Genomic DNA, 12,642 nt, shown 5'->3' on the forward strand with positions numbered 1-12,642 from the left:
AATTCCCGGCCCTGACGAAGGAAGGTCATGACGCAGGACGACTTCGACCCGTTCGAGGCGGAAACGGCCGGCGAGAGCCTCGACATGTACGCGCGGCTGCGGCGGACGTGCCCGGTGGCGCACAGCAGTGGCTACGGCGGGTTCTGGGCGCTCACCCGGCACGCCGACGTGGCGGCCGCCGCGAGCGACCCGGTGACGTTCATCTCCTCGGTTCGCGCCGTCGTGCCCAGCGACCCGCGCGGCCTGCGCCGCCCGCCGCTGAACTACGACGCGCCGGCGCACACGCCGTACCGCAGGGCGCTCGACCGCACCCTGCAGCGGGCCCGGATCGAGCGGCTGGAGCCGAGGCTGGGCGCGCACGCGGCGCGTGAGCTGACCCCGCTGATCGAGCGCGGCGGCGGTGACATCGCGCAGGAGTTCGGCGCGCAGTTCCCCGCCTGGGTCACCACCGAGTGGCTCAACCTCGACCCGGAGATCGCCCCCGAGCTGGCCACGACGGCGGCCCGGTGGGTGCGGGCCTGGCGGTCCATGGACGGCCCGGTGGTCAACGAGGCGAGCGAACGCATGTACGGCATCGCCCGTGACCTCGTACGGGACCGGCGTGCCGAGCCGCGGCCGGTGGAGGAGGACCCGGCCAGCTCGCTGCTGGCAGAGCGGCCCGACGGGCGGCCCCTGGAGGACGAGCACATCGTCGGGGCGCTGCGCCAGTGCCTGGTCGTGGGCATGGTGGCGCCGCCGATCCTGCTCGGCTCCATCTGCCGGCACCTGTCGCAGGACCAGGAGTTGCAGGCGCGGCTGCGCGAGCGGCCCGAGCTGCTGCCCGCGGCTCTGGAGGAGTTCCTGCGGCTGTTCACGCCGTACCGCGGCTTCGCCAGGACCGTCTCCCAGGAGATCGAGCTGCACGGCCGGCGCATCCGGCCCGGCGAGCCCGTCACGCTCGTGTACGCCTCGGCGAACCGCGACGAGGAGGTCTTCCCCGACCCGGACGCGTTCGTCCTGGATCGCCCGAACATCACCGCGCACCTGGCCTTCGGGCGCGGGCGGCACGCCTGCGCGGGGATGCCGCTGGCGCGGCTGTCGATGCGCGTCGCGCTGGCGGAGCTGCTGCGCCGTACGTCCAGGTTCGAGGTGAACGGACCCGTCGAGAACGCGCGGATGCCGGAGATCGGCGCCGTGTCCGTCCCGATCCGGCTGGAGCCGGCCCCGAACGAGGAGTGATCGACCGCATGCGCAACCAAGGCATCGGGGCCTGGCCGCGGCGCCGCGCCCGCAGGACCCCCGGGAAGCCGGCGGTCGTCCACGACGGCCGGACCTGGACGTACCGGGAGCTGGACGAACGCGTCACCAGGCTCGCCCACCTGCTGCGCGGGATGGGGGCCGGGCCCGGTGACCGGGTGGCCTACCTGGGGGACAACCATCCGGCCTTCCTGGAGTCGCTGTTCGCCGCTGCCGCGCTCGGGGCCGTGTTCGTGCCGCTGAACACGAGGCTGTCGGCCGAGGAGCTGGCGTACATGCTGGCCGACTCCGGCGCGGCCGTCCTCATCAGCGGGCGGGCGGACGACTTCGGCCTGCCCACGCTCCGGGTGGGCGAGGACTACGAGCGTCTCCTGGAGTCGGCCGACGGCACGCCGCTGGACGAGCCGGTCGCACCGGCGGACCCGTGCATCGTCATGTACACCTCCGGCACCACGGGCCGGCCGAAAGGGGCCGTGCTCACCCACGGCAACATCATCTGGAACTCGCTCAACGTGCTGGTCGACGTCGACCTGACGGCCGATGAGGTCACGCTGGTGACCGCGCCGCTGTTCCACACGGCGGCGCTGAACATGACCTGCCTGCCCACGCTGCTCAAGGGCGGCCAGGTGCTGGTGGAGGCGGCCTTCCGGCCGGAGCGGGCGCTGGAGCTCATCCAGCGGCACCGGGTGACGCTCCTGTTCGGGGTGCCGGCCATGTTCGACTCGCTCGCCGCCGCCGACGGCTGGTGGGAGGCCGACCTGTCATCGGTGCGCACCCTGCTGTGCGGCGGCGCGCCCGCGCCGGAGGCGCTGATCCGCACCTACCTGGCCCGGGGGCTCGCCTTCGTGCAGGGGTACGGGATGACGGAGGCGGCGCCGGGCACCCTCTGCCTGGACCGGGCGATGAGCCACCGCAAGGTGGGTTCGGCGGGCGTGCCGCACTTCTTCACCGACGTCCGGATCGTCCGGCCGGACGGGACCGACGTGGAGCAGGGCGAGCCGGGCGAGGTGATCGTCCACGGGCCGAACGTCATGGCGGGCTACTGGGGACGGCCGGAGGAGACCCGGGCCGTGCTGACGGACGACGGCTGGTTCAGCTCGGGCGACGTGGCGGTGGTGGACGAGGACGGCTACGCGTTCGTGGTGGACCGGATCAAGGACATGATCATCTCCGGCGGGGAGAACATCTACCCCGCCGAGGTCGAGAACGTGCTCTACGAGCATCCCGACGTGGCCGAGTGCGCGGTGATCGGGGTGCCGGACGAGAAGTGGGGCGAGGTGGGCAAGGCCGTCGTGGTGCTCAAGGAGCGTGCCACGCCGGACGCGGCCGCGTTACTGGCTTACCTGGCCGGACGGCTCGGCAGGTACAAGGTGCCCAAGAGCGTCGAGTTCGCTTCGGCGCTGCCTCGGGGCGCATCGGGGAAGGTGCTCAAGCCCCAGCTCCGTCGTGAGTACGCCTCCGGCGCGTAGCATCGTCAAATCGTTCGCTCGCGACGAATCGATAACGCACGTAGACAGAACCGTCATACGTATACTTCATCTGTGACTGACGGTGAATGGCCAGAGCCAGGGGATGTCGACCTTCCGCGCTTCCAGGTGGGCGCGCCTCCGCAACATCTCATCACGACACTGCTCGGCGACTACTGGTTCCGCCGGGCCGACCAACTGCCCTCCGCCGCGCTGGTGCGGCTGACCGAGGAGTTCGGCGTCTCGGCGGTGGCGGCGCGGGCGGCGCTCAGCCGCCTGGCCAGACGGGATCTGCTGGAGTCGTCCAAGGTGGGGCGGCGCACCTACTACCGGCTGACCGACCGGGCGTCGGCGGTGCTGTCGGAGGGACGCCACCGCATCATGTCCTTCGGCCTGGACCGGGGCGCCTGGGACGGCACGTGGGTGCTGGCGGCCTTCTCGATCGCGGAGGAGCAGCGGGACCTGCGCCACTCCCTGCGGACGAAGTTGCGCTGGCTGGGATTCGCGCCGCTGTACGACGGGCTGTGGGTGTCGCCGACGGCGGACGCCGGCACGGCGGCGGCGGAGCTCACCGAGCTGGGGGTCGCCACCTCCACGGTGTTCCTGGCGGGCGCGCCGCAGGTGCCCGGGCTGCGGGCGCCACAGGAGGCGTGGGACTTCGGCCTGCTGCGGCGTAACTATGAGGAGTTCGTCGCGCGTTACGCGCCGCTGCTCGTCCGGGTGCGCAACGGCGCCGTGGGGGCGTCCGAGGCGCTGGTGGCGCGCACGGGGATCATGGACACCTGGCGGACGTTCCCCAACCTCGACCCCGGCCTGCCGGTGGAGCTGCTGCCGGCCGACTGGCCACGGGCGGCCGCCCGCGACGTCTTCGTCGAGATCTACGACACTCTCGGGCCGCTCGCCGAGATCCGCGTCAAGCAGATCGTGGCGGAGTTCGAGCCCCGGCTGGCCGAACTGGTCGCGCACCACCGCACCAGCACGATCTTGGCGGCCACTGAGTCAGCATAAAACGATACATATCATTGACGATCGACATCAGATTGCCCTACATTGGCGCTGGAGAGAGCGTGAGAGAGGGCTGTCGATGGAGAGTGCGGGAATCACCGGCAAGGTGGCGGTCGTCACCGGAAGCGGGCGCGGCCTGGGGCTGGCCTACGCCAAGGCGCTGGCGGCCTCCGGGGCCGCGGTCGTGGTCAACGATGTGGATCCGGCCGCGGCCGAGGCGGCGGTCAAGGAGATCGTCGCGGCGGGCGGCAGCGCGGTGGCCGAGGTGGCCGCGGTGGGTGACACCGAGGCGGCCGAGCGGCTGGTGGACCGGGCGGTCTCGGAGTTCGGCCGGCTGGACGTGATGTGCACCAACGCCGGCATCCTGCGCGACCGCGTGCTGTGGAAGATGTCCGACGACGACTTCGACGACGTCGTCCGGGTGCACCTGCGCGGCACGTTCACCTGTGTGCGGGCCGCCGTCCGGCACATGCGCGAGCGCGAGGGCGGCGGCCGGGTGATCGTCGCGGGCTCGCCCGCGGGTCAGCGCGGCAACTTCGGCCAGACGAACTACGCCGCCGCCAAGGCGGGCATCGCGGCCATGGTCCGCACCTGGGCGATGGAGTGCGCCAAGGCGGGCGTGACCGTCAACGCGGTGATCCCGAACGCCGCCACCGAGATGACCAAGAGCATCCCGGCGTTCGCCCCGTACATCGAGGCGCTGGAGAAGGACGGCGTGCCGCTGCCCGACTCGCTGCGCAAGGGCATCGGCTTCGGCACCGCCGAGGATGTCGCCGGTCTGGTCGTCTATCTGGCGAGCGACGCCTCGGCCCAGGTGACCGGCCAGTGCGTCGGGATCGGCGGCGACCGGCTGTCGCTGTGGTCCCACCCGCAGGAGATCAGCGTCGCCTACCGCGACGGCGGCTGGCCCGCCGCCGACATCGCCCGGGTGTGGGCCACCTCCGTGGGCGCCCGCCCGGAAACCTATGGCATCCCCGTGCCGGACCTGGACTGAAGGAGCATCCCATGTCTCGCACCGTCAACGGCATCGACGAGATCAGGGCCCTGGCCGGCGTGGACCTCGGCGCCACGGAGTGGATGGAGATCACCCAGGATCGGGTGAACACCTTCGCCGACGCCACGGACGACCATCAGTGGATCCATGTCGACCCGGCCCGTGCCGCCGGCGGCCCGTTCAAGGGTCCGATCGCGCACGGCTACCTCACCCTGTCACTGCTCATCCCGCTCTTCGGCCAGTTGCTGGAGATCGAGGGCATCGGCATGGCCGTGAACTACGGGCTGAACAAGGTCCGTTTCCCCGCGCCCGTCCCCGTCGGCGCGAAGATCCGCCTCACCGGCCGGGTCGCCGGGGTCGAGGACGTCAAGGGCGGTGTTCAGGCGACGCTGGACTTCACGGTCGAGGTCGAGGGCTCGGGCAAGCCCGCCTGCGTGGCCCAGACCGTCTACCGGTTCCTGTCGTGAACCCTTCGCCGGGAAAACGGACCCTCTTGTATATATCGCCCATACATGCCTAGGGTGCTGTGCGGTTCTCACGGTCGCCCCTTGACAGGTGTGCAGCCCAAGATGTGACATTACCCATAACGATCGAAATGTAATTGCAGCACTAACAAGTCGGCGGAGGACCACCATGAGTATGCCCAGGACGGCTTTCACGGCCGCTGCGGCACTAGTCCTTCTCGCCGCGTCGGCCTGCGGGGGCGGGGAAGACGGCGCGGTGGGGCAAGGAGCACCCGGCAAGACCGCCTTGTATGAAACCCTGCCTGACGCTGTCAAGGAAGCGGGCGTCATCCGGTTCGCGGGCGACTCGCATCCACCCTACAGGATCGTCGCCAACGACGGTAAAACTGTCACAGGTGTCGACAAGGAGATCCAGGAGGCACTCGCCAAGGCGCTCGGTGTCAAAAGCGAGATCGCGATCGTGAGCGGACTGCCCGCGGCCCTGTCCGGCATGCTGTCGTCGCGCTACGACGCCTTCAACGGCCCGGTGAAGGACACGGCCGAGCGGGAGAAGCAGTTCGACGCCATCGTCTGGATGGTCAGCCGGACCTCCTACCTCATCCCCAAGTCGGCGTCCACCAAGGTCGGGAGCTCCGGCGACCTGTGCGGCAAGCGCATCTCCGGCACCGCCGGCAGCATCGTGGAGGACCAGGTCAAGCTCCTGACCCAGTGGTGCGCCAAGCAGGGCAAGGCGGCGATCGCCTTCCTCCCGCTGGCCGACACCAATGGAACGATCCTGGCCGCCAAGTCCGGCCGCGCCGACGCCGCCGGCATGACCGAGAGCGCCGCGATCGACGCCATGGCCAAGGAGAAGGACGCCTTCACCTACGTCACCCAGACCGACGAGCAGGGCGCCGGCGTCGATCAGCTCGCCATGCTCGTGCCCAAGTCCAGTGGCCTGGGCCCGGTCATGTTCGAGGCGTTCAAGGAGATCTTCAAGAACGGCGCGTACAAGAAGATCGTCGACAAGTACGGCCTGGAGAACGTGGCGGTCGACGCGCCCAAGCTGAACACCGCGGCCGGGCGATGAGCACCCAGGTCCAGCACGCCACCGGCGACACCACCGGCGACACCGCCGTCGATGTGGCGACCGCCCGCCCCCGGCTGCGTCCCGCACGGTGGCTGGCCGGGGCGGTGCTGCTCGTGCTCGCCGTGCAGCTCGGCTGGTTCCTCGTCACCAACCCCCGGTTCGAGTGGGGCGTGGTCGCGGAGTACGTGTTCGACCCGAACATCCTGGGCGGGCTCGGCATGTCGCTGCTGCTGACGGTCATCGCGATGGTGCTGGGCAGCCTGCTCGGCATGCTCGTCGCGGCCGGCAGACTCAGCGACTTCAAGCCGGTCAGCTGGGCCTGCGCCGTCTACGTGGGCGTCTTCCGCGGGATACCCCCGCTGGTGCAGCTCATCTTCTGGTTCAACCTGGGTTACCTGCTGCCGCGGCTGTCGCTCGGCGTGCCGTTCGGCCCCACGTTCGCCTCGTGGCCGACCAACGCCGTGATCAGCTCACTGACGGCCGCCCTCATCGGGCTCACCCTGCACGAGGCCGCGTACATGGCGGAGATCGTCCGGGCGGGGATCATGTCCGTGGACGGCGGCCAGCGTGACGCGGCCCGCGCCATGGGCTTCACCGCCCCCCAGAGCTTCGTCAAGGTGGTGCTCCCGCAGGCCATGCGGGTGATCATCCCGCCGACCGGCTCGCAGTTCATCAGCCTGCTCAAGGGCACCTCGCTGGTCAGCGTGATCGCGATGGCAGACCTGCTCTACTCGGTCCAGGTGATCTACAACCGGACGTACCAGATCGTGCCGCTGCTGATCGTCGCGTGCGTCTGGTACCTCACCGTGGTGACCGTGCTGTCGCTCGGTCAGCAACGCCTGGAACGGCACTTCGGAAAGGGGCAGCGGTGACCGACACCCCGGTCATGGTCGTACGCGACCTCCGCAAGCGCTTCGGCGACCACCAGGCGCTCGACGGCGTGAGCCTAGAGGTGGGCGAAGGCGAGGTCGTCGCCGTCATCGGCCCGTCCGGGTCCGGGAAGTCGACCCTCGTCCGCTGCATGCACCAGCTGGAGAGCATCGACGGCGGCGCCATGTACCTCGACGGGGAACTGCTCGGCTACGCGGCGCACCGCGGCCACCTGCGTCCCCTGCCCGACCGCCGCGTCGCCGCCCAGCGCCGCCGCATGGGCATGGTCTTCCAGCAGTTCAACCTGTTCCCGCACTGGAGCGTGCTGCGCAATCTCACCGAGGCGCAGGTCGCCGTGCACGGCCGCCCTTCCGGGGAGGCGCGCGAGGAGGCCATGCGCCTGCTGGAGCGCGTCGGGCTCGCCGAGAAGGCCCACGAGCATCCCCGGAGGCTCTCGGGAGGCCAGCAGCAGCGCGTCGCCATCGCCAGGGCCCTCGTCACCCGGCCGCGCATCATGCTGTTCGACGAGCCGACCAGCGCCCTGGACCCCGAGCTGGTCGACGAGGTGCTCAGCGTCGTACGCGACCTCGCCCACGGCGGCATGACGATGATCATCGTCACCCACGAGATGAGCTTCGCCCGCGAGGTGGCCGGCCGGTGCGTCTTCATGGAGAAGGGCCGCGTCGTCGAGAGCGGCGCGTCCAGGGATCTCTTCGACCATCCCACGTCCCCCCGCCTGCAGGCGTTCCTGTCGCGCTTCAATCGGGATGACGTGCACGAACGCCCGCTGGAGAAGGAGAGCATGCCATGAGCGTGACCGTGATGTCGGTCGGCGACCTCGTCGTGGACGAGCCGGACCCGGCGTCGTTCTTCGCCCCGGCCGCCGGCACGCTCCGCCGCGGCGACGTGGTGATCGGGCATGTGGAGGTGCCGCACAGCACCACCACCGCCCAGGTCAGCACCGATGTCCCCGCGCCGCCCGCCGATCCGGCCGCGCTGGTGGCCGTCGCCGAGGCCGGATTCCACATCGTGACCCTCGCCGGCAACCACGTCTACGACGCCGGCGACGAGGGAGTGGCCGACACCGTCAAGTACGCGCAGGAGGCCGGGCTGGCCACCGCCGGCGCGGGCCTGACCCTCGACGAGGCCCGCCGCCCCGCCGTCGTGGAGCGCGACGGGCTGCGCGTCGGCGTGCTCAGCTACAACTGCGTCGGCCCTCGCGAATCCTGGGCCACCAGCAGGAAGCCCGGCTGCGCGCACGTCAAGGTGCTCACCCACTACGAGCTCGACCACGCCAGCCCCGGCGGCCCGCCCGCCGTCTACACCTTCGCCGACCCCGCCCACCTGGAGCGGATGGCCGACGACGTCGCCGCGCTCGCCGAGCGGGCGGACATCGTCCTGGTGTCCCTGCACAAGGGCGTCGGCCACACCCCCGCCGTCCTGGCGATGTACGAGCGGCCCGTCGCCCGGGCGGCCATCGACGCGGGCGCGCACGCGGTGTTCGCCCACCACGCCCACATCATGCGCGGCATCGAGGTCTACCGTGACAGGCCCATCTACCACGGCCTCGGCAACTTCGTCACCGTGACCCACGCCCTGACGCCCACCGGTGGCGACGGCGACAGCGCCGAGCGGGCCGCGTGGGCACGCCGCAGGATCGAGCTGTACGGCTTCGCCCCGGACCCGGCGATGCCGTTCTACCCCTTCCACCCCGAGAGCCGGAACACCGCCATCGCGGTCTGCCGGTTCGACCGGGAAGGGCTGGTCTCGGCCGGATTCGTGCCGTGCTGGATCGACGACGCGGGCCGGCCGGTGCCCCTGGGCGACGGTGAGGAAGGCCGGCGCGTCGCGGGATACATCGAGCGGATCACCCGCCAGGCGGGCCTGGACACCACCTTCGCCTGGGACGGCGACGAAGTGATGGTGCGTCGTGGCTGAGCGTCCCCTGGCCGGCCGCACCGTGATCGACCTGACCACGGCGCTCGCCGGACCGTACGCGACCCTGCTCCTGGGCGGGCTCGGTGCCCGCGTGATCAAGGTGGAGAACCCGCTGACCGGCGGCGACAGCTCCCGTAACAACTCCCCCTACGTCGGCGCGGACGGCCTGACCCCCACCCGGCACGCGCCCGGCGACATGTCGGTGTCGATGCTCCTGCGCGGGCGCAACAAGCGCGGCGTCACCCTCAACCTCAAGCACCCGAAGGCCCGCGACGTCCTCGGCGACATGGTCCGCGAGGCGGACATCATGGTCGACAACTACAGCGCGGGTGTCACGGCCCGGCTCGGCATCGGACACGACTGGGCCGGCGCGATCAACCCGCGCATCGTGTGCACGTCCATCAGTGGATTCGGCGCCCAGGGCGGGCCCGGCTCCGGCAAGGCCATGGACACCATCGTGCAGGCGCTCAGCGGCGTGATGATGACCGCGGGCGCCCCCGGCGAGCCGCCCGTCCGCTTCGGCCTGCCCGTGGGCGACCTGCTCGCGCCGCTCTACGCGGTGATCGGCACCCTCGCCGCGGTGCTGCAGGCCGACGCCACCGGGCGCGGGCAGCACGTCGACGTGTCCATGCTGGGCGCGCTGACCTCCCTCGTCGCCTGCGAGCCGTTCGACGCCTACGAGCAGCTCGGCCTGCCCCTGCGCACCGGCGCGACCGTGCCCAGGCTGGCGCCGTTCGGCACCTTCCCCGCCGCCGACGGCTGGTTCGCGTTGTGCGGCCCCACCGACGCGTTCGCCCACGGCGTCTTCGCCGCGCTCGGCCGTGACGACCTGGCCGCCGACCCCCGGTACGCCACCCGGGACGCACGCGTCGCGCACGCGGGCGAGCTGCACGACCTGATCGCCGCGTGGGCGGCCGGCCTGCCGCTCGCCGAGGTCATCGACCGGTTCGAGCGCAACGGGGTGCCCGCCGCCCCGGTGCGCGAGCCGATCAGCGCCGTACGCGACCCGCTCGTGCTGGCCCGCGGCGAGGTCGTGCCGCTGGAGCATCCCGTGCACGGCCGCACCGCCGACCTGTACGGGACCGGCGTGCCCATCCGCTTCTCGGGCACCGAGGCGACGCTCGACGAGCCGGCCCCCGGCCTCGGCGAGCACAACGCCGAAATCTACGGCGGACTGCTCGGCTACAGCGACGACGAGCTCAAGGCGCTGGCCGACGACGGGGTGATCTGAGCATGACCCCCGCGCTCACGGCGCTGGAGGCGCTGGAGGACGCGTACACCCGCCAGGGCCCGCGCCCGTCGCTCGGCCCGGTGATCGGATACGTCGGCGCGGACGTGCCCGTCGAGCTGCTGACAGCCGCGGGGGCCCACGCGGTGCGCCTCACCGGAGACCCGGCGCTCGACCCCGCGCCCGGCACCCTGTACCTGGGCACCGGCGTCGACCAGATGGCCCGCTCGATTCTCACCCGGCTGCTCGCCGGCGCGTACGGCCACCTGGACCGGGTCGTCGTCGCGCACGACCGCGAGGCGTCGCTGCGGCTGTTCTACGCCCTGCGCGAGCTGCGCCGGGTCAGCCCTCAGCTGGACCTGCCCGAAACGTACCTGGTGGACATCCTGCACCTGCCGCACCTCACCACCGCCCGCTACAACCGGCGCAGGATCGGCGAGTTCGCCGGCCGGCTCGCCGCTTGGACCGGCCGTCCCGCCGGCGGCGAGGGTCTCGGCCGCGCGGTGGCGGCGCACGACCGGCGGCGCCGGCTGCTGACCGAGGTCGCCCAGCTGCGCCGCGCCGTCCCCGCCCGCCTGACCGGGCGGCAGTTCCTCGCCGCGGCCAACGCCGGGCTGCCCGTGGACGAGCACATCACGATGCTGGAGCGGCTGCTGGCCGAGACGCCCCGGCTGCCCGCACAGCCGGGGCGGCGCGTCCTGCTGAGCGGCAGCGAGCACGACACCCCGCACGTCTACGAGGCCATCGAGGCGCAGGGGTACGTGATCGTGGGGGAGGACCACTCCTTCGGCGACCTGGCGTTCGAGCGGCAGGTGGGGGAGGGCGGCCTGGACGCGCTGGCCGAGCATTACCACGACAACGGCCCGGCCGCGCCGCGCGCCACCGTGGCCGAGCGCGCCGCGCACACCGCGATGGCCGCCGCGCGCTGTCATGCCGAACTGCTCGTCAGCTACGCCAGAGCCGGCGACGACGCCCCCGCGTGGGACTTCCCCGCGCAGCGGGCCGCGCTCGAGATCCCCGCCGTGCTGCTCGACCGGCAGGAGTACGGGCGCGTCGACCTGGCGGCCCTGCGGAAGGAAGACCCATGCGCAGTGTGAAATCCCTCGCCACCGCCGCCGAGGCGGGCCGGCACCAGCGCGAATGGTTCGCCGACCTGCGACGGCGGGTGGCCGACGGGGAGCCGTTCGCCGTCGTCAACGCCGACGTGCCCCACGAGATCTTCCGCGCGATGGACATCCCGTACGTGGTCAGCCAGTGGTGGGCGTCCGTGGTGGCCGCCAAGCAGCGCTCCGGCCACTACCTGGAGCTGGTCCGGCAGCGCGGCTACCCCGACTACTCCGAGCAGTACAACTCGGTCGCGCTCGGCTCCGCCTTCGATCCCGAGCCCGGCAGCGGACCGTGGGGCGGCCTGCCCAGGCCGACCCTCGTCGTCGGAGACGCCTCCGGCGACGTCACCCGCAAGATCTTCGACATCTGGGGCAGCGAGCCCGGCGTCACCTTCTACCCCTTGGAGAGCGCCGCCGAGAACGAGGTGCCGGCCAACTGGTGGGACCTCATGCCGCACCGCTGGGAGGAGGCCGTCGGGCCCGCCCGGCTCGACCTGCTCACCGCCGAGATGGAGAACCTCGTCAGGTTCCTGGAGACCACCACCGGCAGGACGTTCCGCGAGTCCCGCTTCCGCGAGGTCATGGCCCTGGTCAACGAGCAGGAGGAGTGGAACAGGAAGGCGCGCGACCTCATCGCCCGCACCCGTCCGGCCCCGCTCGGCGTCTCCGACAGCATCCCCAGCGTCATGCTGCCGCAGTGGCACCGCGGCACCGAGTGGGCGCGCGACGCGGCCAGGAACTTCTACGAGGAGGTCCGCGAACGCGTCGGCACCGGCCAGGCCGCCTGCCCCGGCGAGCGGGCCAGGCTGATGTGGATCGGCCGCGGCCTCTGGTACGACATGGGCTTCTACCAGCGCTTCCAGGAGCGGTACGGGGCGGTGTTCGTCTGGTCGATGTACCTGGCCATCGCCGCCGACGGCTACATCCGCTACGGCGACGATCCCATGCGCGCGCTCGCCGCCCGCTTCGCCGCCTTCACCGACCAGCTGTACACGCCCCCGTGGTCCAGCGAGTGGTACGTCAAGGAAGCCCGCCTGCACGGTATCGACGGCGTGGTCCACCTGGTGTCCGACGACCCGCGCGGCAGCTACTTCACCGCGCGGGCGCTGGAGTCGGCCGGGTTCCCCGTCATCGAGATCAGGGCCGACAACGTCGACACCCGCACCTACGACGACGACGCGGTCGCGGCCCGCATCGGGCACTGGCTGGAGCAGGACGTCCTGCGCTGACGTCGAGCGCTGACGTCCTGCTCCGATCGTCCTGAGC

12 protein-coding genes are annotated in these 12,642 nt (G+C 71.6%); all 12 read left to right on the forward strand.

Going from position 1 to position 12,642, the window contains the following annotated elements; genetic code table 11:
* Window positions 1-27 precede the first annotated feature (27 nt).
* The 12 genes from ACTMTF_RS05965 to ACTMTF_RS06020 all read left to right on the forward strand — a co-directional run bounded on the left by ACTMTF_RS05965 (window position 28) and on the right by ACTMTF_RS06020 (window position 12,605).
* A complete protein-coding gene (locus ACTMTF_RS05965; protein WP_441109589.1) occupies window positions 28-1,218 on the forward strand; it encodes a cytochrome P450 in 1,191 nt (396 codons plus the stop codon).
* A gap of 8 nt (window positions 1,219-1,226) precedes the next feature.
* Window positions 1,227-2,705, forward strand: a complete 1,479-nt coding sequence (locus ACTMTF_RS05970) for an acyl-CoA synthetase (RefSeq protein ID WP_441109590.1) — start codon at window positions 1,227-1,229, stop codon at window positions 2,703-2,705.
* 72 nt (window positions 2,706-2,777) lie between these two features.
* Window positions 2,778-3,710 (forward strand): PaaX family transcriptional regulator, encoded by a 933-nt coding sequence (locus ACTMTF_RS05975; protein WP_396999350.1) that lies wholly within the window; start codon window positions 2,778-2,780, stop codon window positions 3,708-3,710.
* A gap of 76 nt (window positions 3,711-3,786) precedes the next feature.
* Window positions 3,787-4,701: an SDR family NAD(P)-dependent oxidoreductase gene (locus ACTMTF_RS05980; RefSeq protein WP_441109591.1), complete on the forward strand. Its 915-nt coding sequence runs from the start codon at window positions 3,787-3,789 to the stop codon at window positions 4,699-4,701.
* Window positions 4,702-4,712: 11 nt separating this feature from the next.
* The gene (locus ACTMTF_RS05985; protein WP_441109592.1) at window positions 4,713-5,168 is read left to right on the forward strand and encodes a MaoC family dehydratase; all 456 of its coding nucleotides are present in this window, start codon (window positions 4,713-4,715) and stop codon (window positions 5,166-5,168) included.
* A gap of 166 nt (window positions 5,169-5,334) precedes the next feature.
* On the forward strand, window positions 5,335-6,234 hold the full coding sequence (locus tag ACTMTF_RS05990; protein WP_441109593.1) for a transporter substrate-binding domain-containing protein: 900 nt from the start codon (window positions 5,335-5,337) through the stop codon (window positions 6,232-6,234).
* The gene (locus tag ACTMTF_RS05995; RefSeq protein WP_441109594.1) at window positions 6,231-7,106 is read left to right on the forward strand and encodes an amino acid ABC transporter permease; all 876 of its coding nucleotides are present in this window, start codon (window positions 6,231-6,233) and stop codon (window positions 7,104-7,106) included. Before ACTMTF_RS05990 ends, ACTMTF_RS05995 begins: the two co-directional genes overlap by 4 nt.
* A 14-nt stretch (window positions 7,107-7,120) precedes the next feature.
* Entirely contained in the window at window positions 7,121-7,915 is a 795-nt protein-coding gene (locus tag ACTMTF_RS06000; protein WP_441109828.1) for an amino acid ABC transporter ATP-binding protein, read from the forward strand.
* Window positions 7,912-9,042, forward strand: coding sequence for a CapA family protein (locus tag ACTMTF_RS06005; RefSeq protein WP_441109595.1), 1,131 nt, complete (start codon window positions 7,912-7,914; stop codon window positions 9,040-9,042). Before ACTMTF_RS06000 ends, ACTMTF_RS06005 begins: the two co-directional genes overlap by 4 nt.
* The gene (locus tag ACTMTF_RS06010) at window positions 9,035-10,273 is read left to right on the forward strand and encodes a CaiB/BaiF CoA transferase family protein (RefSeq protein ID WP_441109596.1); all 1,239 of its coding nucleotides are present in this window, start codon (window positions 9,035-9,037) and stop codon (window positions 10,271-10,273) included. Before ACTMTF_RS06005 ends, ACTMTF_RS06010 begins: the two co-directional genes overlap by 8 nt.
* 2 nt (window positions 10,274-10,275) lie before the next feature.
* Window positions 10,276-11,367, forward strand: coding sequence for a 2-hydroxyacyl-CoA dehydratase (locus ACTMTF_RS06015; RefSeq protein WP_441109597.1), 1,092 nt, complete (start codon window positions 10,276-10,278; stop codon window positions 11,365-11,367).
* Window positions 11,355-12,605 carry a 2-hydroxyacyl-CoA dehydratase gene (locus tag ACTMTF_RS06020; protein WP_441109598.1) on the forward strand — a complete coding sequence of 417 codons (1,251 nt, stop codon included), beginning with the start codon at window positions 11,355-11,357 and terminating at the stop codon, window positions 12,603-12,605. The genes ACTMTF_RS06015 and ACTMTF_RS06020 overlap by 13 nt, the downstream gene beginning before the upstream one ends.
* Window positions 12,606-12,642 lie beyond the last annotated feature (37 nt).

This window comes from Nonomuraea sp. ZG12, from assembly GCF_052068115.1.
Classification (GTDB): Bacteria; Actinomycetota; Actinomycetes; order Streptosporangiales; family Streptosporangiaceae; genus Nonomuraea.